Source organism: Gemmatimonadaceae bacterium (genome assembly GCA_016720905.1).
Lineage (GTDB): Bacteria > Gemmatimonadota > Gemmatimonadetes > Gemmatimonadales > Gemmatimonadaceae > Gemmatimonas.
In genome coordinates, this window is sequence record JADKJT010000005.1 from 212,310 (window position 1) to 236,269 (window position 23,960).

Here is a 23,960-nt window from a genome sequence, read left to right on the forward strand (position 1 = left end):
CTGAGACAACCAGAACATTCGGGTGACGAAGGATGAGGCGGGTGCCGAGACTGGCTTCACGGTGGGCGATTTTGGGGACGACAAGCGGAGCGAGCGATATACTTAACCCCGTCGCTCGACTGTTCACCACTGCGGGACGTGGCTGCCCGGCATCCCGTTTCCTCCACCGTCAAATAGCGCCCGATGCGAACCACATCCCTTCTCGCCGCGCTCCTGCTTGGCTCGGCAACCGTCCTGCCGGCCCAGACGCCCGTTCCCGGTGCCAAGAAGGTGCTCTCGGCGGAGGACTATGCGCGGTGGCGCACGATCGACAACAGCATCATCACGGCCGACGGCAAGTGGGTCGCGTACGGGTTGCGATTCACGAACACGCTACCGCTCGATGCCAAGCCGGTGTTGCACCTGCGCAATCTCGCCACGAGCGAGGAGATCGAAGTGCCGAACGCCACGCAACCGGCGTTCTCGCCCGATGCGAAATGGATCGCGTATCTCGTGGAGCCGCCACCACCGGCGCGAGGCAGCGGGCGCGGAGCGAGTGACAGCGCCGCGGCTTCGCCTGCATCGGGCACGGCGCCCGTGACGCCCGCTGCACAGCCCGCGGTCACTGGAGGCCGCGGCGGAGCTGCTGCTGCGCCCCCACGCCGGTGGGAACTTCGCGAACTCGCCACCGGCAAGGTGGTGTCATGGCAGGACGTGCAAAGCGCGAGCTTCTCGCCCACATCTACGCACCTGCTGCTGCGCCGTCGGCCGACCGGAGCGCCAGCAGCGACTACGGGAGCCGATGGCGGCGGTGGCGGTCGCGGTGGTGCCGGCGCTGCGGGCGGTGCGGTGCGCGCGTCCGACGCCGTGTTGCACGAACTCTCCACCGGACGCAGCCAGTTCCTTGGCAGCGTCGGTGACATCGCCTTTAATCGGTCCGGCGACTTACTGGCCTACACGGTCGACGCCGCGATTCGCGACGGCAACGGACTGTTCGTGGTGGACCTCAAGGGCGGTCGCACCGTCGTGCTTGACAACGATTCGCTGCGCTACGGCCGCTTGGTCTGGAACGACAAGGGCACCAGCGTGGCCGCACTCAAGGGTCGTGATGTCGACAAGATGCGGGAGCGCGACAACCAACTGATCGTGATTGCCGATGTGCCGGTCGCCATGAACTCCGCGACGACGTCTCCCGTCGTGTTGAACCCGGCCAAGGCCACCGGATTCCCGAAGGGTTTCGTGGTCAGTGACCGCGCGCCGCTTGCCTGGAGCGAAGATGGCGCACGCGTCTTCCTTGGCATCATCCCGCAAACCGCGCTACCCGACACCGGTCGGCGTCGCAGCACGGATTCCATCGCCGACGTCGATGTGTGGCTCACGCAGGACGAGCGCGTCCAATCCCAGCAGATGATCCAGATCGAGGCCGACCGGAACCGCACGTTCCGTCAGGCATTCGACCTCGCGTCCGCGCGCTACATCACGCTCAGTGATTCGTCCCTGCGTGACCTCGAGATGCCCGCCAGCGGCACGTGGGCGGTGGGGCGCGATGCCCGCGAGTATGTCTCCGACTACAAACCGCCCGCTGCCGATTTCTATCGCGTCAATACGGTCACTGGTGAACGCACGCTCATGCTCAAAGGCCAGCTCACCGGCCCGCATGTCAACGGCATTTCGCCCGATGGCCGGTTCTTCCTGTACTGGAAGGACGCCAAGTGGCAGTCGATGGACCTCGTCAGCGGCACGTCACGCACGCTGGGCGGCACCGTGAACTTCACCGACATGGAGGAAGATCATCCTGGCCCAAAACCGTCGTACGGCGTGGCCGGATACGCCGCCGATGGGACCGGCGTGATTGCGCAGCATCGCTTTGACCTGTGGTTCCTGCCGTTTGATGGCACGGCGGCGCGCAACCTGACCAATGGCGTCGGCACGCGCGACAAGATTGTGCATCGCTATGTCCGCGCGTCGCCCATCGACAGTTCGGTGCGCCGCGCCGCGCGTGTCGCGCGCGAGATCGACCTGTCGAAGCCCATCACGCTCACCACGTACGGCGAGTACACCAAGAAGGCCGGTTTCTCACGACTCGCCAATGGCGCGATGCAAACGCTGCTGTACGAGGACGCCGCGTTCAGCGCGCCGCTGCGCGCGTCGGCCAGCGACGTGTTCATGTACACGCGCCAGACCTTTCGCGAGTTTCCCGACGTGCTGGTATCCGGCGCCGACTTCGCCAATGCGAAGAAAATTTCCGACGCCAACCCGCAGCAGGCCGAGTTCAAGTGGGGACGGCGCATCCTGTTCGACTACACCACGCGCCGCGGCGATAAGCTGCAGGGCATCCTCGCGATTCCCGATGACTACGTGGACGGCGAAAAGCGACCCATGCTGGTGACGTTCTACGAAAAGAATTCGCAAACCATGCATCGGTATCCCACGCCGTCCTTCCTCACCGGCATGGGCGGCATGCCGGTGGAGGCCGTGAGCCGCGGGTATCTCACCATGCTCCCCGACGTGCAGTTCCACACGGGCTCATCGCACAGCGATATGCTCGACGCCGTTGAGGCCGCGACGAAGAAGGTCATCGCTATGGGGTATGCCGATCCGAAACGCATCGGCGTGCACGGGCACAGCTACGGTGGTGAAGGCGCCGCGTTCATCGGCACGCGGTCGCGGCTGTTCGCGGCGGTCGGCATGGGTGCCGGCGTGACTGATCTCTACTCCGACTTCAGCCAGAGCTGGGGATGGTCCTATCAGGTGACCGGCGGCAGCGGCCAGAATGGCAATGGCTACTACATGAACGGTCAGGGGCGCTGGGGCTTCTCCCCGTGGGAAAAGCCCGAGGTGTACCATTTCGAGTCGGCACTGACGCATGTGCCGGAAGTCACCTCACCATTCCTGATCATGCACGGGACGGCCGACCCCACGGTGTCGTTCAGCGAAGGGATGAACTTCTACAACGCGCTGCGCTTCAACGGCAAGCAGGCCGCCATGCTCGCCTATGCCGGCGAAGGCCATGGGCTGCGAGGACTCGCCAACCGCCGGGACCTCACCACCCGGTACTTCGAGTATTTCGATCACTACCTCAAGGGCGAGCCGGCCCCCAGGTGGATGACCGATGGTGTCCCGTTCATCGCGAAGGACCTGTCAAAAGCGACGGGCAAGCCCGTCATCATGAAGAAACCCTGACGGTGATGTGCCCCCCACCTCGGTTCTCGCGCGGCTGGTCGATGGTCCGTGCTACTGCCGTCCTCAGCCTGCTCGTCGGCTGCGGCACGTCCGACGCAATTCCGGTGGCCACACCCGATCTCATCCTCACCAACGCGCGCGTCTACACGTTGTCGTGGAGCGAGCCTTCGACCGACGGTGTACCGGCCGCCTCGGCCCCGTTCGACTCCGCCACCGGATGGCGACATGACGCGACCGCGGTGGCGGTGCGCAGTGGACGCATCGTGTATGTCGGATCCGATTCCGGTGCCTTGGCGCTCCGCGGCGACAGCACGCGCGTGATCGACCTGGAGGGTCAGGTCATGCTCCCGGGACTGGTGGACGCACACACACATACGGCCGAGTTGGGCGCCGCACTCGATCGTGTGAATCTCACCGGGATCGCCACCGAGGCCGAAGCGGTTGAGCTGATTGCGCAGCGCGCCGCGACCACGCCCAAAGGCGAGTGGATCCTCGGCTACGGATGGGACGAAGGCGCCTGGGCCAATCACTATCCCGACAAGCGGCTCATCTCAGAGCGCGTGCCCGATCATCCGGTCATCCTCCGCGGCTTGCACGGATTCGCCGCGTGGGCCAACAGTGCGGCGCTGACCAAAGCGGGCATCACACGCGACACGAAAGCGCCAACCGGTGGTGAGATTCGCCAAGACGCCGCCGGCGAGCCCACCGGATTGGTGTTGAATCGCGCCGTGCCGTTGCTTGACGATGCCGTGCCACTACCGTCAGCCGCGCAACGCGACGCTCAGGTCATGCGCGCGCTACACGTGATGGCCGATGCGGGCTACACCGGCATTCACGAAGCCGGCACCACGCCCGATGTCATGGCCTCGTTCGAACGACTGGCAGCGCTCGATTCTCTCCCATTGCGCGTGTACGCCATGATCAGCGGTCGCGACTCGGCGATGGTGCGCGCCTGGATTGCGCGCGGCCCCTACACGTCGCCCAACGGCATGCTGAGTGTGCGCGCCGTGAAGGCCTACTACGACGGCGCCCTGGGTTCGCGTGGCGCACAACTGCTGGCCGACTACAGTGATCGCGCCGGACATCGCGGCGTAAGCGGCGGTGCGTACGGGTTTGATCAACGGGTGGTAGCCGATGCCATGTCGGCCGGATTTCAGGTGGGCATTCACGCGATCGGCGACGCCGGCAATCGGGCCACCCTCGATTTCATTGACTCGGTCATGCAGGCGGCGCCCAAGGCGCGCACACTGCGGCATCGCGTGGAACATGCGCAGGTGGTGTCGCCCAGTGATATCGCGCGGTTCGCGTCGATGGGGGTGATTGCCTCCATGCAGCCACCGCATGCGGTGGAAGACAAAGGATGGGCGGAACAGCGACTGGGCGCGGGACGCATTCAGGGCGCGTATGCCTGGCGCACATTGCGGCGTGCACAAGCGCGGTTGGCGTTCTCCAGCGACCTGCCAGGTTCAAGCTGGAGTCCGTTCTACGGGCTGCACTCGGCCATGACGCGTGAGGACACCAGCGGTGCGCCCACCGGTGGCTGGTATCCGGAACAACGCATGACCGCGGAGGAAGCCGTGCGCGGATATTCCGTGTGGAACGCGTATGCAGGATTTGACGAACAACAGGCCGGCACGATTGCGGTGGGGAAACGCGCCGACTTCACCGTGATGGATGTCGACCCGTTTCGCCAGAGGGCGCTGGCCGAACTGCTCAAGGGGCGTGTGTTGTGGACGGTGTCGCGTGGGCGGGTGGTGTATGAGCGGGGGCGATAGTGCCGCCTGCTTTGCACGCTGTCGATACGACGCGTAGCTTCAGCGCATGACCGATCTTCTCAGTGCGCTTCGCGCCAGTCTGGGCGACAAGTACCGCATAGACCGCGAATTGGGCGGCGGCGGCATGAGCCGCGTGTTCGTGGCGGAAGAGATTGCACTGGGACGACAGGTGGTGCTCAAGGTCTTGCCGACCGAGATGGCGGCGACGGTTAACTCGGATCGGTTTCGACAGGAAGTGCAATTCGCGGCGCGCTTGCAGCACCCGCACATCGTTCCGGTGCTGGCCACGGGTGAAGATGCGGGCACCCTGTGGTATTCGATGCCGTTTGTGAGCGGCGAATCGCTGCGCGCGCGACTGACCGGCGGTGCGCTGAGCATTCGCGACGCACTGGGGGTGTGGCGCGAAATGCTCGATGCGTTGGCGCACGCGCACAAGGCCGGACTTATTCATCGCGATATCAAGCCGGACAATGTGCTGATCAGCGGCCGTCATGCGCTGGTCACCGACTTCGGGATTGCCAAGGCCATGGCGTCGGCCACCAATGCCGAAAACGGATCGTCACTTACCGGTATTGGCTTTGTGGTGGGGACACCGGCCTACATGGCGCCGGAGCAGGCGGCGGGGATGTCCGAAGTCGATCAGCGCACCGACGTGTATTCGGCGGCGCTGGTGGCGTATGAAATGTTCACGGGCAAGGCGCCGTTTGGTGAACTCACGGCGTCCCAGGCACTGGCGTCGCAGGTGCAGGTAACGCCGGCCGCGCCGCGCACGCTGCGGGCCGAGTTGCCGGCGGGAATCGATGCGCTGTTGATGCAGTGCCTCGCGAAAGATCCCGCAGGCCGACCATCCAGTGCGGACGCTGTGCTTGAGGCACTGGACGTGCTGGAGGCGGCAGGCGGCCTGAGCGCGTCGACGACCGGTGGCTCGCCCGTATCGCACACGGCATTGGCCCTCGCCGCTGGCCGTCGACGAAAGTGGTACGTGGGTGGTGCCGTGCTCGCGACCATGGTTGCCGCTGTCATCTGGCGGAACGGCAGGCCGGGCTCCGCGAGCGAGACGGGTGCGGCACGCGATCTGGTGCTGGTGGCATCGTTCAGTCACGAGGCCGCCGATTCATCAGTGGCGCGGGCGATTACCGAAGCACTGCGCATTGACCTGCAGCAGTCCAACCGGTTGCGCGCCGCCGAGCCGCAGATGGTGCGCACGACGCTGCAAACCATGCGACTGGCGCCTGATGCCGAGCTCACGGACAGTTTGGCGCGTGCGGTTGGGCAACGCACCGGTGCCAAGGCATTCATCAACGGGGCTCTGAGCAAACTGGGTACTGGCTATGTGCTCACGGCGCGATTGGTGAGCGTGGCGGATGGTGTGGAAGTGGCAGCGCTGCGCGAAACGGCACGTGACCCAAGTCAATTGTTGGATGCGACGGACCGGTTGTCCAAAGCCATTCGGCAGAAGGCTGGCGAGTCGGTTGCCTCGTTGCGAGGAAGTTCGGCGCTGCCCTCAGTGACTACGACGTCGTTCGCGGCGCTGGAGCGGTACGCGGCGGGTATCGAGCTGATGCGGCAGGGGCAGCAGCTGTCGGCGGCGGGCGAGTTTGAGAAGGCCATCGCACTGGACAGCGTGTTCGCCAGTGCTTGGGTCGGTTTGTCGACGAGCTTGGGCAACGCGGGTATTCGTCTGGCCGATCGCACGCGCGCCGTCACGCGCGCTTACGATTTGCGTCAGAAACTCGTGCCGGTGGAACGACTCCGTGTGGAGTCGCGATATCATTCCGCCCGTGGCGAGTTCACGGAAGAAGTGGCGGCGTATCGCGCGCTGCTCGCCATCGACCCCACCAACTACGCGGCCCTCAACAATCTCGGTCGACAGATGCTGGCGCGCGGGCGCTTCGCCGACGCCGAGTCGCTGTTCAAGGCCGCAGTGGTCGCGCGCCCCGGGTCGCTGGCGCCACTCGAGATGTTGCAGCAAGTGGCTGTTGCGCGCGCCGACACGGCGCTGATGGACTCGCTGCGTCGCACAATACCCAAGGGCGAGATCGCCACGCGTCTGGAGTACTACTACGCGGAGAAGATCAGCGCGGCGGCGGGCGAGTATTCGCGTCTTGCGGCCATTGTGGACAGTACGCTGGCCAGCAAGCCGGACCCCGAGTTCAGTATCGAGCTTCTCAGGAGCCGCTCCGAACTGCTGATCATGCGCGGGCGGTTGCGCGTGGCGGAGAACGAAGTACAGCGGGTCGTCCGCCCGCTCGTGCAGCGCCTTGATCCTACCCGCATGTACTCGATTGACGCCACGATGGCCGAGGCGCGCCTGGTGTTGCTGGATGACACCACGGGGGCTCGACGCGGCCTGTCGCGCATTGACTCGGCATTGGTGGGCACCACGGTACCGCGCGAGGATCAGGCGTTTCTGTATCGCGCGTTTCTGCATGCCCGCACGGGGAATGTCCGGACCGCGCGCCAGATGCTCGCGGAAGCAGGGCCACTGCTGCCACGCGACACCACCTGGACACAGTGGATCAACGGCGAGATCGCACTGGCCGAAAAACGTCCGCTCGACGCCATTGGGCAGTTCCGTCGCGTGGTGGGCGCTGAACAGTTCTGCCTCATCTGTGGCAGCGGCGCCCTGGCACGTGCGTTTGATGCCGCCGGAATGCGCGACTCCGTGGTCGCGGTGTACGAGCGTAGTCTGGCCAGCCGCGTACCGGCTGATCGCACGGGTGAAGATGTGATGGAACGCGCGCGTGCACTCAAACGACTGGGTGAACTGTACGAAGACCGTGGCAATCTCGTACAGGCCATCCGGCGTTACCGCGAGTTCGTGGAATTATGGAAGGATGCCGACGCGGAACTGCAGCCGGTGGTGGCTGACGTGCGGGAACGGATTGTGAGGCTTGAGGCGAAGCGGGGGTAGCGGCTACCGCACCACCCATTCGGTGGTGAGCATCACGGTATCCCACGCCATACGCAGCTCGCCGCGCTGCACGCCGGGCGCCGTGGACGGAATAAGCCAGACCGAGAAGCTCTCGATCGGCGATGCCATCGTGCGCACGGTGAGATCAATGCGCGCCGCGTCTTTCTTCATGTCATACTCCGCCACGGCAACCGAAGCCGCTCCCGTGGTCTCGGCCTGCAAAATCAGCGTCCATCCGGTACGTGTGGGCAACGCCTGCGCGACGTAGCGACCCTTGGGCACATTCTGGCCGCCTATCGTCAAATCGACGTCGGTGGTGAAGAGTGTGGCCGAATTGGCGCCAAGCCGCCACACGGCACCGAACGGCACGAGACTGTCGGTATTGATCCGTCGGCCACGCAGGTGCGGCTGTCCATAGTCCATGCGAATGAGCGCCGGCTTGCCGGCGGCACGCTGGGCGGCCGTATCAACCAGCGTGAGTGACACCTCGGCGATGCCGCGCGTGCTGGGCGCGGCGCGGCGAGCACCGGCTTGTGCGGCCAGCGGTGCGGCGAGAAGAAGCGACAACGCAAGAGCAGGGAACAGAATGCGCATGGTCGGTAGGGAGCGAGGGGGGAAACGAATCACAATTACACGGCGACGAGCGATGGGCCAGCTACTTTCGTTTGGGAAAGTACCGTACACCGGGAAGGCTGGCAAAGTCGGCGTCCATAGTCCAAATGGTCGCGTCATGTTGCTTGGCGGTCGCGTAAATGATGCTGTCCGCCAACGGCAGCTTGTGGGCCACGCCAAGTTGCGCCGCACTCAGCGCGATGCCGGCATCGAGGGCGACCACCTGCCCCTGGTGGAGTACGGCCGCAATCTGCAACGCCGCGTCCTCGTCACGTTGCTGCATCACGCGGCGTGTGACTTCGAGAAGGACAATCGTGGGCACCAGCAGGCGATCCACGTCCTCTATGACCGCGGCAAAGTGACCGGCGTGCGGCCCGGCCGCAAAGTACTCCAGCCACGCCGACGAATCGACGAGGTTCACACGCGATCCGAATCGCGGGTGACCGTGGTGTCCATCCCTTTCAAAAAGCCACGCATTTTGCGCATGGCCTGCACGGGGATGAACTCGATACGGTTCTGATACTGAAGCGCCTGAACCTTCTGACCTGGCTCCAGACGCAGCGCCTCGCGAATTTCGCGCGGAATGACTACCTGGAATTTCGGAGAGACGGTAACAACAGCCATGGCATCCTCATCGATAGACGTATCGTACAACGATAGTGCTATCGATGCGACTGGTCAACCCATGGGCACGGCGTGCGCTTGCCGAGATGGCAGCGGACTGGTTCATTCGCATATGCGCGCATCCATCCTGTCCATCGTGATCATTCGCCGCTTGCTGACCGCCGTGTGTGTCGCCGCTGCTGTCGCGCCCGCTGGCCGCGCCGCCGCGCAGCCAGCGACCACCTACGACCTCATCCTCCGCGGCGGTACCGTCGTTGACGGCACGGGCGCCCCGCGATTCCGCGCCGACGTGGCCATCACCCGCGGCCACATCGCCCGCGTCGGCGACCTGTCACGCGCCACGGCACGCACCGACATCGACGTGCGCGGACTGTTCGTGGCCCCGGGTTTCATCAATATCCACAGCCACGCCGTGCCGTCCGTACTTCCCACGGCGGAGAACATGCTCACGCAGGGCGTGACCACCGAGTTGCTCAACGCCGACGGCGCCGGACCGGCCGATATCGGCGCGCAACTGGATGGTGTGGCAAAGGCCGGATTGGCGGTGAATGTGGCCGCCAGCGCCGGCTTCAATTCGGTGTGGGCCAGTGTGATGGGGCCGTCAGACAAACGGCCCACGTCGGGCGACATTACGCGCATGCGCACGATGATTCTCGCCAACCTCGAGCGCGGCGCGTTTGGCATTTCGGCGGGGCTGGACTACAAGCCCGCGTATTTCTCCACGGTGCCGGAGGTCATTGACGTGCTGTCACCGGCGCGACCGTGGCGCACGTTCTTTCCCAACCACGATCGTCTGGCGCCCGAGTTCGGCTACAGCTCGCGCAAAGGGATGGAAGAGACGATGGTGATTGGCGAAGGCACCGGCCTTGTCCCGGTGTTCACGCACATGAAGGTGCAGGGACATGAGCAGGGAACGGCCGACGCGGTGCTGGCGATGATGCGAACGGCAACCGCGGCGGGACGATTTGTGGCCGCCGATGTCTATCCGTATCTCTCCGGCCAGACGGCGCTGGCCGCGCTGATCATTCCGGGGTGGGCGCAGGATGGCGGCATCGCGAAAATGCGCGAGCGATTTGCCGATCCGGCGCTGCGGGCGCGCATCATTGTCGAGGCCGATCAGGCCATCACCGCGCGTTTCAACGGCGCCAGCAGCATCGTGCTCAATGAGACGGGACGAAAGTTGTCCGATATCATGCAACAGCAGGGTGCGAAGACGCCGGGCGAAGCGGTGGTGCGCGTACTCGAAACGGAATTCCCGTCGGCCATCCTGTCATTCGGTGCCGAAGCCGACCTGCGCAAGATTCTGCAGTATCCGGACGCCGTGATCGCCTGCGACTGTGGCGCGTGGACCGAAACCCGGGCGCATCCGCGCGGCTTTGGCACCTTTCCGCGTATCCTCGGCCATTACGTGCGCGAAACACACGTGCTCACGTGGGAGCAGGCGGTGCGAAAAATGAGCGCACTGCCGGCGGCGCTTACGGGCATGGTGGATCGCGGTGTTATCTCACCGGGCATGGCGGCGGATATCGCCGTATTCGATACCGCGACGATTATCGATCACGCCACGTACGAGGCACCAAACCTCAAGTCCGATGGCATTCGCGTGGTGCTGGTGAACGGTGTGGTGGCGCTGCGCGATGGCGCGGTGACCGGTGCGCGCGGCGGCGTGGCCCTGCGGCGCAGCGGGCACATGCCGAGTCGCGAGATGCGCCTGACTGCCACACGTCGTGTTCGTGTATCCGGGGCGCTGCAATCGGAGGGCGTTTCGGTCGCGACCCGTGTGGCCATCAACGTGACGCAGCGCCAAGGCGCGCGGGCGGCTACGGGAAGCCTCCGGTTCACGACCGCCACTGGCGAACGTGTGCAATCGACGGTGTTCGGGACGCTGCAACCCGGACCCAACTGGGCCAGCGTCACGGGCCGTGTGCGCGTGGGGCCCGACGAGCGCGCATTCACGTTGATTGTTGAAGGGGCAGATCCACTGGCGAAAGGCACACCGGCCACTGTGGTGATTGCTATCGAAGGCATGACGACACTTACGGGCACTGTCACCGGAACCACGGAGATCACGAAACGATGACGCACGCCACTCGATACCCGTGGCTGCTGCCCGCGATCCTCGGCGTGTCGTCGATGGCGAGCGCCCAACCGATGTCACGCGCCGCGCTCGTAGCGCGCCTCGACTCCATCGCCTCGGCACCCGTGAAGAGTGGCGCGGTGGCCGGTATATCAGTCGCCGTCGTGAAAGGCCGCGACACGCTGCTCATGAAAGGCTACGGCTACGCCGACGTGGAGAACCAGTTGCCGGTGACGCCCACCACGGTGTTTCGCATCGGCTCGCTTACCAAGCAGTTCACGTCCGCAGCCGTGATGCAACTGGTGGAGAAACGCACCGTCGGGTTGGACGACAACATGAACACGTACATCCCGAACTTTCCGACCCACGGGCGCACCATTCCGGTTCGGTACCTGCTCAATCACACGTCCGGCATCCCCAGCTACACCGATATCGGTGCGCGATTCGGCCGAGTGTCACGCCTGGATCTGGCGCCCGACTCGCTGATCGCCATCGTGGCGAATGATTCGCTGCAGTACGAGCCCGGGACGCAATTCTACTACAACAATACCGGCTATTTCATGCTGGGCATGGTCCTCGAGAAGGTCACCGGCAAGAAGTACGGCGACCATCTCGAAAGCTCACTGTTCAAGTCGGCCGGACTCACGCAGACATACTACTGCGATGCGCGCCGCATTATTCCCCATCGCGCCCAGGGATACGACCGCGCGCCGACAGGACTCGTGAACACCGATTTCATGAGCATGCAGTTGCCGTATGCAGCGGGTTCGCTCTGCTCGACGGTAGGCGACCTCGTGTCGTGGACGCAGCAGTTGTCCAGCGGACGCGTGGTGAGCGCGGCGTCGTATCGCGAGATGACCACTCCGGTCACCTTCGCCAGCGGACGACCCATGACCTATGGCTATGGTCTCGGGTCGGATACGGTGGGGGGACGCCGCGTGATTTCGCACGGCGGCGGCATCAACGGGTTCATCTCGTTTCTGTCCTACGTGCCACAGGATTCGCTGATCATCGCGGTGCTGTCCAACACATCACCGGCGCCGTCGAGTGCGGTGGCCGACGCCATCATGCGCGCCGTGCTGGGGATCGCGCCGGCACCTTCCCCCGGTGCACCCAAAGATCTCACGCTCACCGCGACCGAACGGGCCCGATACGTGGGCGAATACGCGCTGGCCCGGCCGGATGGCTCGCGGCAGGCCGTGCGCGTGTTCGAGCAGGGCGAGCAACTGATGGTGGAGCCCGCCGGCCAGATCGCGATACGTCTGCGTGCCCAGGGCGCCCACGTGTTCGTCGGACTGGACGGCAGTCGGATGGCGTTCGATGTGGCGGGGGAGCGGGCCACCGGATTCATGTTCGGCACCGGCTCGCGTCGCCTTGAGGCGGTGCGGCGGAGGTAGATCCGGGCAGACCGAGGACGGCCCCCGTCGCCAAACGCCGACGGCGGGAAGTCTGTACTGGGATTCATGCACCCTCTGCCCGCCGCCCGCCCCGTTGCATCGCACGCCACATCGCGCGGGTCGCTGCCCGGCACGCGCGATGCCATCGATGCCGCCATGGCACGATTCCCGGCGTTGGCGCTTGAGGAGGTCGGCCGCTCGACACTGATGGATCGGTTGGACAGCAAGTTCCTTGTTCCTGGGTCCATGATTCCCGGCGTGCTCCAGCAATGTGTTGGACGCTATCGGGTGCTTGAAGTGAACGGGCATCGGCGCTGTCGGTACGTGACCACCTATTTCGATCCGCTGAATCACCGCCGACCGATTGGCGTTCTTTCGTGTTGTTGTTCACCCTCTTTCTCGAAGCGTGGGCGAGGCCCAGGCGGCAGTACGACAACGCGCCTGCCGGGCACACACGCGACGCGCTGCTGGCCGATCTGCGGGTGCGTACGGGCTTGCAGGTGCACCGTGTCGACGTGCGTGAAATCGATTTTCTGCGCGAGCCCGCGGGGCACAAAAAAAATTCCACCCACCCAACGCAGCCGCAGGCGGGCCTTGGGCGGGCGGCCGGTCGACGCCACGCGGTTGTCGCCGATGTCCGCAGGCCGGCCACCGCCGGGGCCTGGGGCGGCGCGCAGGAAGACCGCAAGCTGGTGAAGGTGTTCGACAAGGATGGCGACAAGCGCCTCAACGCCGCTGAGCGAAAGGCCGCCTACGACTCGCTGGTGGCGGAAGCCGCAGCCGAAGGGGGGCGACGGGGAATGGGGCGCGGCGGACGCGGCGGGCCGCCAGGCATGGCCGCCGCGGCGTCTGCCGGGCCGGGTGCCAAGCTCACGCCGGCCGACGTGAAGCTCTATCCGAAGGCGAAGGTGTACGACCTGGCCACCGTTCGCACGTTCTTCCTGGAACTCGAGGACGCGAACTGGGAAAAGGCGTTGATGCTGTTCAAGGACACCGACATCGAACTGCCCGCCACGCTGCGTGTGGACGACCGCGTGTTTCGCGACGTGGGCATGCGTTTCCGCGGGATGTCCTCGTTCATGATGGTGCCCGAGGGACAGAAGCACTCGATCAATCTGTCGCTGGACGCGGTGCGCGACACGCAGCAGCTGGGCGGATATCGCACACTCAATCTGCTCAACTCGCACGAGGACGCCTCGTGGATACACTCGATCCTGTATGCGCAGATCGCGCGCACCTACATCCCGGCGCCGATGGCCAACTTCGCGCGCGTCGCTATCAACGGTGAGAGTTGGGGTGTCTACGTCAATTCGCAGCAGTTCAACAAGGACTTCCTTCGTGATCACTACGGCACCACCGAGGGCGCGCGATGGAAAGTGCCGGGAAACCCCAGCGCGCGTGGTGGCCTGGAGTACGTGGGCGACGACGCCAAAGCCTACAAGCAGGCGTTTGAGATCAAGTCGAAAGACACTCCAAAATCATGGGCCGATCTGGTCAATCTGACGCGCGTGCTCAATCAGACGCCGCCGGCCCAACTCGAGTCGGCGTTGACGCCCATGCTCGATATCGATGGCGTCTTGAAATTTCTCGCGCTCGACGTGGCGCTCGTCAACGGCGACGGCTATTGGGTGCGTGCCAGTGACTACAGCCTCTATCAGGACTCCAAGGGCGTGTTTCATGTCATCCCGCAGGATGTCAACGAAACGTTCAGCAGTGGTGGTGGCCCCGGGCGCGATGGACCCGGAGGTGGTCGCGGCGGTGGCCGAGGCATGCCGCCCATGGATTCCGCCGCCATGGCCGCGTTCATGCGTGCGCGTGGCGCCGACACGCTCAGGTTTCCCGGGCGCGGTGGTCCGCCGGGTGGTCCCGGTGGGCCGGGTGGTCCCGGTGGGCCGGGTGGTCCCGGAATGATGATGGGCGGCGGCGTCGACACCGATCCGTTGGTGGGTCTCACCGACGCAACGAAGCCGCTGCGTTCGAAACTGCTGGCCGTCCCGGCGCTACGGGCCAGATATCTTTCGTACGTCCGCGAGATTGCCACGACGTGGCTGGACTGGAAGGCATTGGAGCCCATGGTGACTCGATCGCAATCGCTGATCGCCGCCGACATCAAGGCCGACACGCGCACGCTGGAGAGCTACGAGGCGTTTGAGAAGAGCGCGGCGGAGCTCAAGGAGTTTGCGGACAAGCGTCGGGCGTTTCTGCTGGCGTGGAAGGAGAAGCCGTAGATGAAACCCACGTACTCTCATTCTTGGTGGAGCCGCCTGATGAATTTCCGGATACTCGTTCTCGTTGTCGCACTCGCGCCGATCGCCGTAACCGCGCAAGGGGGAATGGGCGGCGGCATGGGTGGGCGCCCACGAGGTGGACCGCCGGGCGGCATGGCGGGAGGTCGAACATCTACGGCGCCAAAATTTCCGACAGCCAAGGAACTTGAGCCGTTCAACGCCGCGCTCGCATTGCTTGACGAACGCAAGAAACTGAAGCTGACGGACACGCAGATTGAACAACTGACGTTGCTCAAGGCCCGGCTGTACGAACGCAATGCCGACCTGCTGGCACGCTATGATTCCGTGCGACGCGATTTCAAGCCTCCGAAGCTGCCTCAGGACATGTCGGGTCCGCCGGGCGGCATGGGCGGTGGTATGGGTGGCCCGCCGGGAGGTGGTCCTCCGGGAGGCGGTCCTCCGGGAGGCGGCGCCCCCGGTGGCGGTGCGATGCCCAGTGAGAAGGAGATGGCGCTGATGTCCGAACAGATGCGTGTGATGACGGAGATTGGCGACGCGCTGTTGCAGCGTCGGCCGGCGGACGTCGCCGATGGCTTGGCGCTTGTTGACGATGGCCAGCGTGAGCGAGCCACGAAGATTCTCGACGAGCAGTCGAAGGACTTGCGCAAGACACTGCCCAAGATGCCAACGCGCGACGGCGGCGGTCGCGAACGGACCGATCCCCGCGGGCGTGTTCGACCATGATGAGCACCGTGCTGCCGCCTCATCGTCCGAACCAGATGACGTCGCAGCGCTCGCGCGGGATACGGATCTCATCGCTCGCGCACGGCGCGGTGATGCGTTGGCATTCGATGCACTCATTACACCCGTGTTGCCGCGCGCGTTGCAGCTCGCGCGGCGACTGCTGAGACATGAACAGGATGCGGAGGATCTGGTGCAGGACGCGTGTCTCCGAGCGCTCGAGCGACTTGAGCAGCACGATGGCTCGCGCGCGTTTGCACCGTGGTTCATGCGCGTGCTGACGAATCTCGGGCTCAATCGCCAACAGTCGCGGCGCGTGCGGAACGCTGAGCCGTTGAGTGACGTCACACCGTCAATCGACAGCCTGCCGGACGCGATAGCGGAGCGCGCAGAAGTGCAGGAACGATTTGCGCGGGCGGTTGCCGCGCTCTCCGACCGTCAGCGCCAGGTGATCATGTTGCACGAGGTGGAAGGATGGACGACGACCGACATCGGCGTGGAGTTGCAGCTCTCACAACCAACGATTCGATGGCATTTGCACGACGCGCGGCGCACATTGCGCGCGGCCTTGGGAAATCTGCGCGATGACGCCCTGCGACCGAATCAGGAGACCGGATGAACAGACACCGCTTCGATGACCAGCCCGATCAGGAGCTGGCGGAGCACCTACGTGCGCTCCATGAACTGCCAATGGCACCGGACGTGACCGCCTTGCGCAGCCGCATCCTTGAAGCGGCGTCCGCGCCACTCGCCGTGCGTTCTCGCCGCACTATGCGCGCCGTAGCACGCCCGACCTGGCTGGATGTCACCGGAGGATTCGGTCGCATCGCTATTCCCTTGAGTCTCGCGGCGGCGCTGCTGGCGATGGTGCTGCTGCGACAGCTGCCGGTTGCTGCAGAAACCGAAGATCCTACACTGACGTTGGCGTACGATCTGACGTACCGTGGTGCCGATGAGTCGGGCCGCACACCGTCTATCGCTGAGCAATTGCTGCTGCCGGAAAACGCCGACGAGGTGCTGTTGGCGCCTGTCACGCCGAAGGTGACCAAATGAACGGTGACAATGCATCGGCCGAGCGCACGATCCGGTCCCGCGTAATGGGCGTCATGGTACTGGTCGCGGTGGCCGCAGCCTCAGTGATTGGTGGCGTCGCGTTGGACCGCGGCGTGCTGCTGCCAAGGATGTTTGACGGGAGGCCAGGATTCCCTGGAGGACCGACCTTTGGGGGAAGACCCGGATTCCGTGGCGGCCCGCCACGCGGGCGCGAGCCGAGTCCGGAAATGCGGCGCCGGTTCTCGGCGCAGATGGCCAAGGATCTCGATTTGACGCCGAAACAACAGGTGCAGGTGGACTCGGTGCTCACACGGCAGATGGAGGCGATCCGTCGCGCCACCGATGCGTTGCGACCCACGACCGACTCCATCACCCGCGAGGCGCAAAGTGCGATGGATTCCATTTTGAACCCGACGCAACGCGCCAAGGTCAAGGTCGTCCGCGAGCGCATGGGGCGTCCGCCCTCCGGCCGACCTACTTCACCACCGTAAACGACGTCGTATCGGCCGAAAACGCGCTGAAGATGCCGAGGCCGCCGTACACGTTGGAGATGGGCTCGTTCAGGTCTCGTGAATCCTGCTGTAAGGTGGCATACAGCTGGGCGTATTCTTCGTTCACGCGCCACACGCGCGCGGTGTACTTGCCGTAGTAGGTGAGGGAAAACACGTTCACGCGCGTGCTGTCGGCCGATGTCGGTGGAAAGATGAACCGGCGCCCGCCGCCAATCGGGATGGGCACATTGAGGTCAATGCGAACCGGCGAGGCCTCGGCACTTTCGAGTGTCACAAAGTACAAGGCAGCACTGCTCTTGGTCCAGCGAACGAGCACCGTTCCGGCCGTGAAGTCCGGTGGCCCGGAGCCCGGGGTGAACGTGAACGTGGGCACTTTCAACGTGGGCGCCGACATGTGTGCGCCGGAGGGGCGAACGGGGACGGTCGTTCTCGCTGTCAACGACTTGCCGTTGACCGTGGCGTCCAAATCGAACACGTCACCTTCGCGAACGGTGAGATCCGTGCCCGTGTATCGGTAGTACCCGCTGTCGCCTGGAGACCGGGTGAGGAGATAGCGAACACCACTACGCACCAGCGTCACGGCAGCATCATTGATCGGTGGCGATGCGCTGTCGGCAAGAGAGTCTGGCGTTCCGATAGGGGCGGTCCATGTCAGGCGAATGTCGTTCACCGGCTGACCCGCGTACAGGTAGGCCCGCACGACGGGTTCGCGCGCGGAGGCCGCGGTCGCGGTGGGATCACCGCAGGCGATGGCGCCGCAGGCGATGGCGCCAACGAGTACGGCACCGGCAGTCGGCGCACAGGCGCGCCGAGGGGTCTTGGGGTTTCCGCGCATGGTCAGTTGTTCCCTATCGGGTCACGCAGGCCGCGCCGCGTGAACTTGATGTCGATACTTGGGGTGAATCCCAGCTGCGTCACGTCGGAGATCGTCATCGGGTCGGTGCTCAGGTCGAATTTGCGGAATGACACATTGCGCCGGTTGGCAATGTTGTACAACGACATGCCGACGCGCCAATCAAACAGCCCTTCGGTCCGGATCGTGCGCGACACCGCGAGATCGATGCGTTGATACGATGGCAGGCGTTCGCCGTTCTTGTCGCCCACGTTGATGTAGTTCTGCGTGGATCCGTCCAGGAGCTTGAGTTGGTACTGACTGATGGGTGCGGTGTAGGGTCGGCCGGACCCGAAAATTCCGGTGGCGGAGAGGTCCCACTTGCGAAGCTGCATGGTGCCGAACGCCTTCAACTCGTGTCGCTGGTCTTGTGAGGTGGGGAACGTGCGCCCCTGATCCACGTCGGCAAATTGAGTCGTCGACTTCGCCAAGGTGTAGCTGGCCCAGCCGGTCACTGTGCCGATCTTTCGTTCCAGCAGGAACTCCAGACCGCGCGAACGTCCCTCGCCCGTGAAGAAGAAGGCTCCCGTATTGACGCCGAATGCCTGGCGATATCGTCGCGAGAACAGCGTGGCATTCTCGAGCGTCTTGTCATAGGCTTCCACGTTCAGCGCCCATGACGGGCGATCGAACAGCAATCCCACGATGCTGTGCGTTGACGCGTTCGGCTTCAGGGCGGTATCGGCGAGCAGCCAGAAGTCGCGGCTCCCCTGCAGAACGTCTTCGTTTTCCACGCGATTGACAAACTGGTGATAGCGACCCCAGGCGGCCTTCAGTCGAAGCGAAGGGGTGAGTTGCCATCCCGCGGCGAGACGCGGTTCGACGTAGGTAGCGGCCGTCACGTTGTAGCGATTGGCCCGCACACCCGTGGTGAGGTCAATGGTCGGCGTCGGCGTCCAGGTGTGCTGCGCATACGCCGCTGAAAGCGTGCCGGCGCCATCGCGGGTGGTATTGCGCCCGCGTTGCGTGGTGTCGGTGCCGCCGATAAGGAAGTCATATGTGACCGTGTTGTGAGTGTTCCACACCCCGAACGCCACGCGAGACCACGAGGCCAGGTCCAAGGTGTTGTCGATTCGTACGGTCACGTCGTTGACGGTGTTGGTCTCGTTGAAACCGAAATTGAAACGCGCGCCACCGTTGGGTGTGCCACCATTGGCCGTGCGGTCGCTGTTGCTCTCGTACCGTGAAGAGGCCACCAGGGCATCGGAGCTGAGTCGACTGGACCACTGCCGAAACCATCGACCGCTCACACCCTGATTGCTGGCCACCGTGATATCGTTCAGTGTCGATGATGTGCCCGCGCCTTGTCCGCCAAACGGACCACCGCCGCCCAGTGACTGGGACTGATCGAGGTTATCGAGACCACGATACACACTGAGCGTCGCGACGTCCTTGTCGCTTAGGCGGTAAGTCGCCTTTGAATTGAAGTCGTAGAAGTAGAAGGATGGATCGACCGACTGTTGCTGAAAACGATTGCCGAATCCGCCGCGCGCCGGTCCGGCCTGCGCCTGGGAGGTCCCCTGACTCCCCGCGAAGTCAAACAGCTTGTTGTACAGGCCACTGCGAATGATATCGGTGTAGGAACGGCGTCCGGACACCAGGATCGAACCACGGCCAAGCGGAATTTCCACCACACCGCGCGCGCTCAACAAACTGGCGCCGCCGCTGGCACGAAATTGATGTTCGTCCCCCGCCTTGCCGGTCAGATCGATCACCGACGAGACGCGTCCGCCGTAACGGGCCGGAAAACCACCCGCATACAACTGAATATCCTTGAGCGCATCGGTGTTGAACGCGCTGAAGAGTCCGAAGAAATGGTCCACGTGATACACCGTCATACCGTCGAGCAACACCAGGTTCTGGTCGGCCTTGCCGCCGCGAACCGAAAGACTGGCGGTGCCATTGCCGGCGCCGGCGACACTCGGCAGCATTTGCAGCGTGCGAAACACGTCCGCTTCACCAACCGATGGCATCGCTTCAACCTGGGCCGTCGAAATGGAGAGCTGGCTGATTTCGCGCCCGATCGCGACCACCGTTGGCGCCGCATCAGTGGCGCCGACGACGTTGGTCGTGGCCAATCGCACGACCGCATGCGAGAGCTCCACCGCCAGCGGACTCTTGACGGTATCTGCGTTGATCGCCAGCCGACGGGTGGTATACCCGATGTACTGGATAAGCAGAACCTGTGCGGTGGCCGGCACGCCGAGGAGCGTGAATCGACCGTCAGCGTTGGTTTGTGCCGTGCGCGCGATCGCGGCAATGCTCACCCGCGCGTTCGGCAGCACTTCGCCCGTGGTCGAATCCCGGACCACGCCTGTGAGCGTGACGCTGCGCTCTCGCGGAGACCCCTGTGCATTGAGCGAAGTGCTACCCATAGCGGTAGCGACGAACGCCGCCAGAAGTGATGCGGAAATACTGATAGGTCGCATGAGTCAGATGGGGCGATTGCCTGTACAGCCTGGAGGGCTCGTCCGCTGCTCGAGATTGCGTGGAGCGGACTCCGATGTGGACGTGTCGGCAACACCTGCCATTTGCCGCACCCTATGCCATAACCATATGATGTCAAATGGTTTACGTGCTATGCGAATGACCGGAACGTCCAATCTCGCGACACGTCGACTGGACGCCCCACCAACTTCAGATACCATCTTCATAGGGGAAGCGTTTGGCGGTGCTGTTTCTCGGGACCCTAGGCTCGCAAAAAGGGGGCGCGATCACATGGATCACGCCCCCTCTTTCACCGCGTTGAACAGCCCGCCGAATCAGTCCCCGAATACCGTGGCTGTCGGATGCGCCTTCTCGGTGCCATAGGACACCGAAGTTGGCGGGACGCCAGCGCCCAAACGCGTGGAGATGGCGTAGCCGCCAAACGTGAGGAAGCAGACAACAATCGTCATAACGGCGCGGTTGATCACCTTCATCGTGTTCGCGTCGTGCTGGTCATCGCAGAGTTCGTTCCACATGGCTAGGGAGCTCGGCCGAGAGGCCTGTCGAGGTCGAAAAATGGAAATCGAAAGGGGATACTTTCGATCAATATTAAGGACGATCGACCGGTCCCTGAAGTCCCTTGACCAGCCGGAGGCCTGCCGCTACGGCGGGACTGGGTTCTCCCCTCGCCGACTCACCCCTCCAGCGCTCAACGCTTCCCTTGCTCACCCCTCCGGCCCATCACCGCTCCCACCGCTCAGCGATAACCGCCATGACGACGGAGACACTGCTCTAGGGCAGGTCGACCACCCGCTTCCCCAGCGGCGCAAATGACACCGCCGCCAGCCGGAAGTGCGCAAACCCGAAGGGGATGCCGATGATGGTCACGCAGTACGCGATCCCAGCCGCCACGTGCGCAATCCACAGCCAGATCCCGGCGAAAACGATCCACAGGAGGTTCGCCACACCGGTCCCGACAATGGGTTGTTCGCCCAGCGTCCGCACATCCACGAGGGTGCGTCCAAACGGCCAGGCGGCAAATCCGGCGATGCGGAACGCGGCAACGGCGAACGGAATGCCCACAACGGTGATAGCCAGCACGCATCCGACCACAAGCCAGGCCAGCCCCGCCACCAGTCCGCCGCCGAAGACGAAGAAGACGATGTTGAGGAGTAGCGTCATGGTGCATCGTACGGCGCTGCGCATGGCGGGATTCAGTGCTGGCGAGGGTCGGTGACGACCCCCACATTCCGCAGGCCGCGTCGTAGTCGCAATCCGCCGACGAGGCCGCCCTCTCGCCACCGACACCATGCGCCTCTCCGCCGCCGTCACGTTCGCCCTGGCCACGCTTGTTCCCTCGGCGACCCGCACCGCCGAGAACACCTTTGTTGCCGACGACGCCCTGGGCATTGTCAGCTATACGATCGGTGATCTGACTGATGACGGGCGGTTTATCGCGGCCACATCATCCGTGCGTCGCGACGCCTACGGACAGGACTTCCGCCGCGACGGCGACCCCACGTACGTGCGCGGCGCACCCACTCGCGTGATGCTCATCGACACGAAGACCGGAGCGACACAGCCGATCTTCGTCGACAAGAAGAGCGTGCGCGCCATGCGCTGGTCGCCAGATGGTGCGCGACTCGCGATGCTGGTGTTCAACGGCGATGTGTACGAGCCGGTGATTTGGACAAAGGCCACCTCCAAGTCGGTGACGCTCAAGCTGTCGGCGGGCAAGTACGTGGCGGAGAACAGCGACGTACGGTGGACGCCGAGCGGCAAGGGGTTGGTGTTCGCCGTGCACACGCTGGAGTGGCGCAAGAAGGTGCGGGACACGTTTGCCACCATGACCGGCGTGACGCCGGTGTTCGTGCAAAGCAGCAAGGACCCGTTCCTGGCGTGGGATGCGATTCGTCGCGAGGGCAATGTGCGCAGCGTGGTCACGCTGGACGTGACCACGGGCCAGACGCGAGAGGCCATCCCCGAGCAGCCGTTGGCGAACTACACGCTGGCCGAAGACGGCAGTGCCATCGCGTTTGCGCGTGACATTGTCAGCAAGACGGATTACGAAAGCCTGGGCGGTGCGGAAACCTCACTGCGGGTGCGCGACTCAGCGGGCGTAGAGCGCGTGCTGCACGCCACCACGCGTGGCATGCAAATCCAGTGGGCCGAAGACGGAAAGCACTACGCGTACGCGAATGGCGGTCGCGTGTATCTCGCGAGCATCACCGACACCACAAGAAAGCTGCTGGCCGGTGCGCCCGAACCGCGACGCGGCGAAGCGGCCGACACCTCAAAGGCGGCACGCGACAAGGCAGCGCTGGAGCGCTTCTCGGTGGTTCGCTATAGCCCGGCTGGCGACGCCGTGCTGGTGTCCAACCGCGAAGGGCTGTGGCTGGCCGACGTGAATACCGGGGCGCGCGAGAAAGTCGCGGCCACCAATGATTCCAGCGAGACCATGCCGCGCATCGCGTTCGCCGGGTGGAGCACCGACGGTCGCCAACTGTACCTGACCTCTGCGTCGAGACAGAAATGGGAGCGCGGCATCCTGCGCTACGACCGGTCCACGAAACAGCTGAAGGAGCTGATCAAGGATGGGCGTTCGTACTCACAGCTGCGCATTGCCAAGGACGGCAAGACGCTGCTGCTGAACGTGGCCAACGGCAATCGCCCGCCCGACCTGTATGTCGCGAACGCCGACCTGACCGATCTGCACCGCCTGGTGGAGACCAATCCCCAACTGGCCGCGCGGAAAATCGGACCCACCGAGCTGCACACGTACCTGGACGCGGACGGTCACGCCAAGAAGATGGTGGTGTACTATCCTGCCGACTACGACAAGACCAAGGCGTATCCCACGGTCTTTGAGATCTACGAGGATTTCTTTGACGACACGTTTGATGTGCGCGCCAACGTGCTCACCGGCGCCGGCTATGTGTTCGTGAAGCCGGCGGTGGACTTCGAAATCGGTTATCCCGGCGAGGCATGGGCCAAGGGCGTTACGGCCGCGGCCAACAAGCTCGTGGAGATGGGCATTGCCGACTCGGCACGGCTGGGCGTGCAGGGACAGAGCTACGGCGGGTATGCCACCAATCTGCTCATCACGCAAACCAATCGATTCAAGGCGGCGGTGAATATTTCTGGCAAGGTGGACATGATCAGTTTCTACACCGACAGCCCGCGTCTCGGAGTGCGCAACATCAATGCGGCGGAAAAGACGCAGGATCGCATTGGCGCCTCCATGTGGGCGCAGCCGCAGAAGTACGTCGCACATTCGGCGGTGATGTTCGCCGATCGCATCACCACGCCGCTGATGCTGGTGACGGGGGAGCAGGATTCCAATGTCCCGGCGCTCAATACGCGCGAGATGTATTATGCCCTGCGGCGGCTGGGGAAGGAGTGCATCTGGGTGAACTACGCCAACGGCGGCCATGGCGGCGGCACCGCCACGCCCGAGGATTTCCTGGACATGCAAAAGCGCATCGTGGAGTTTTACGACCAGCGACTCAAGGCGCCGAAGGCGAAGGTCACGTCCAACTAGCCGTG

The 23,960-nt window shown here is 64.2% G+C and carries 18 protein-coding genes; 11 read left to right on the forward strand and 7 right to left on the reverse strand.

What is annotated here, in order from left to right; genetic code table 11:
* Positions 1 to 183 precede the first annotated feature (183 nt).
* The 3 genes from IPP90_07080 to IPP90_07090 are packed head-to-tail and all read left to right on the forward strand — an operon-like array spanning position 184 to position 7,851.
* A complete protein-coding gene (locus IPP90_07080) occupies positions 184 to 3,162 on the forward strand; it encodes a prolyl oligopeptidase family serine peptidase (protein MBL0170486.1) in 2,979 nt (992 codons plus the stop codon).
* A gap of 41 nt (positions 3,163 to 3,203) precedes the next feature.
* Positions 3,204 to 4,937, forward strand: coding sequence for an amidohydrolase (locus IPP90_07085; protein MBL0170487.1), 1,734 nt, complete (start codon positions 3,204 to 3,206; stop codon positions 4,935 to 4,937).
* Positions 4,938 to 4,983: 46 nt separating this feature from the next.
* A complete protein-coding gene (locus IPP90_07090; GenBank protein ID MBL0170488.1) occupies positions 4,984 to 7,851 on the forward strand; it encodes a protein kinase in 2,868 nt (955 codons plus the stop codon).
* Between the two features lie 3 nt (positions 7,852 to 7,854).
* Here the strand turns inward: IPP90_07090 and IPP90_07095 are convergent, their stop codons facing one another.
* The 3 genes from IPP90_07095 to IPP90_07105 all read right to left on the reverse strand — a co-directional run bounded on the left by IPP90_07095 (position 7,855) and on the right by IPP90_07105 (position 9,087).
* Entirely contained in the window at positions 7,855 to 8,445 is a 591-nt protein-coding gene (locus IPP90_07095; protein ID MBL0170489.1) for a DUF2911 domain-containing protein, read from the reverse strand.
* A 61-nt stretch (positions 8,446 to 8,506) separates the two neighbouring features.
* Positions 8,507 to 8,884 (reverse strand): type II toxin-antitoxin system VapC family toxin, encoded by a 378-nt coding sequence (locus IPP90_07100; protein MBL0170490.1) that lies wholly within the window; start codon positions 8,882 to 8,884, stop codon positions 8,507 to 8,509.
* A complete protein-coding gene (locus tag IPP90_07105) occupies positions 8,881 to 9,087 on the reverse strand; it encodes an AbrB/MazE/SpoVT family DNA-binding domain-containing protein (GenBank protein ID MBL0170491.1) in 207 nt (68 codons plus the stop codon). The genes IPP90_07100 and IPP90_07105 overlap by 4 nt, the downstream gene beginning before the upstream one ends.
* Before the next feature lie 112 nt (positions 9,088 to 9,199).
* Here IPP90_07105 and IPP90_07110 point away from each other — a divergent pair, with 112 nt between their 5' ends.
* The 7 genes from IPP90_07110 to IPP90_07140 all read left to right on the forward strand — a co-directional run bounded on the left by IPP90_07110 (position 9,200) and on the right by IPP90_07140 (position 17,074).
* Positions 9,200 to 11,167, forward strand: a complete 1,968-nt coding sequence (locus IPP90_07110) for an amidohydrolase family protein (GenBank protein ID MBL0170492.1) — start codon at positions 9,200 to 9,202, stop codon at positions 11,165 to 11,167.
* Positions 11,164 to 12,561 (forward strand): beta-lactamase family protein, encoded by a 1,398-nt coding sequence (locus IPP90_07115; GenBank protein ID MBL0170493.1) that lies wholly within the window; start codon positions 11,164 to 11,166, stop codon positions 12,559 to 12,561. Before IPP90_07110 ends, IPP90_07115 begins: the two co-directional genes overlap by 4 nt.
* Before the next feature lie 377 nt (positions 12,562 to 12,938).
* On the forward strand, positions 12,939 to 14,789 hold the full coding sequence (locus IPP90_07120; protein ID MBL0170494.1) for a CotH kinase family protein: 1,851 nt from the start codon (positions 12,939 to 12,941) through the stop codon (positions 14,787 to 14,789).
* Positions 14,790 to 14,828: 39 nt separating this feature from the next.
* Positions 14,829 to 15,533, forward strand: coding sequence for a hypothetical protein (locus IPP90_07125; GenBank protein MBL0170495.1), 705 nt, complete (start codon positions 14,829 to 14,831; stop codon positions 15,531 to 15,533).
* Positions 15,520 to 16,149: an RNA polymerase sigma factor gene (locus IPP90_07130; GenBank protein MBL0170496.1), complete on the forward strand. Its 630-nt coding sequence runs from the start codon at positions 15,520 to 15,522 to the stop codon at positions 16,147 to 16,149. The genes IPP90_07125 and IPP90_07130 overlap by 14 nt, the downstream gene beginning before the upstream one ends.
* Positions 16,146 to 16,583, forward strand: coding sequence for a hypothetical protein (locus IPP90_07135; GenBank protein ID MBL0170497.1), 438 nt, complete (start codon positions 16,146 to 16,148; stop codon positions 16,581 to 16,583). Before IPP90_07130 ends, IPP90_07135 begins: the two co-directional genes overlap by 4 nt.
* Positions 16,580 to 17,074 carry a hypothetical protein gene (locus tag IPP90_07140; protein ID MBL0170498.1) on the forward strand — a complete coding sequence of 165 codons (495 nt, stop codon included), beginning with the start codon at positions 16,580 to 16,582 and terminating at the stop codon, positions 17,072 to 17,074. Before IPP90_07135 ends, IPP90_07140 begins: the two co-directional genes overlap by 4 nt.
* On the opposite strand, the gene IPP90_07145 is transcribed toward IPP90_07140, so the two are convergent.
* The 4 genes from IPP90_07145 to IPP90_07160 form a co-directional block, all read right to left on the reverse strand.
* On the reverse strand, positions 17,058 to 17,930 hold the full coding sequence (locus tag IPP90_07145; GenBank protein MBL0170499.1) for a DUF4249 family protein: 873 nt from the start codon (positions 17,928 to 17,930) through the stop codon (positions 17,058 to 17,060). The genes IPP90_07140 and IPP90_07145 overlap by 17 nt on opposite strands.
* Positions 17,931 to 17,932: 2 nt before the next feature.
* Positions 17,933 to 20,362: a TonB-dependent receptor gene (locus IPP90_07150; GenBank protein ID MBL0170500.1), complete on the reverse strand. Its 2,430-nt coding sequence runs from the start codon at positions 20,360 to 20,362 to the stop codon at positions 17,933 to 17,935.
* Positions 20,363 to 20,749: 387 nt separating this feature from the next.
* The gene (locus IPP90_07155; GenBank protein MBL0170501.1) at positions 20,750 to 20,950 is read right to left on the reverse strand and encodes a hypothetical protein; all 201 of its coding nucleotides are present in this window, start codon (positions 20,948 to 20,950) and stop codon (positions 20,750 to 20,752) included.
* 256 nt (positions 20,951 to 21,206) lie between these two features.
* Entirely contained in the window at positions 21,207 to 21,596 is a 390-nt protein-coding gene (locus IPP90_07160; protein MBL0170502.1) for a YccF domain-containing protein, read from the reverse strand.
* 127 nt (positions 21,597 to 21,723) lie between these two features.
* Between IPP90_07160 and IPP90_07165 the strand changes: the two genes are divergently transcribed.
* Entirely contained in the window at positions 21,724 to 23,955 is a 2,232-nt protein-coding gene (locus tag IPP90_07165) for a S9 family peptidase (protein ID MBL0170503.1), read from the forward strand.
* Positions 23,956 to 23,960 lie beyond the last annotated feature (5 nt).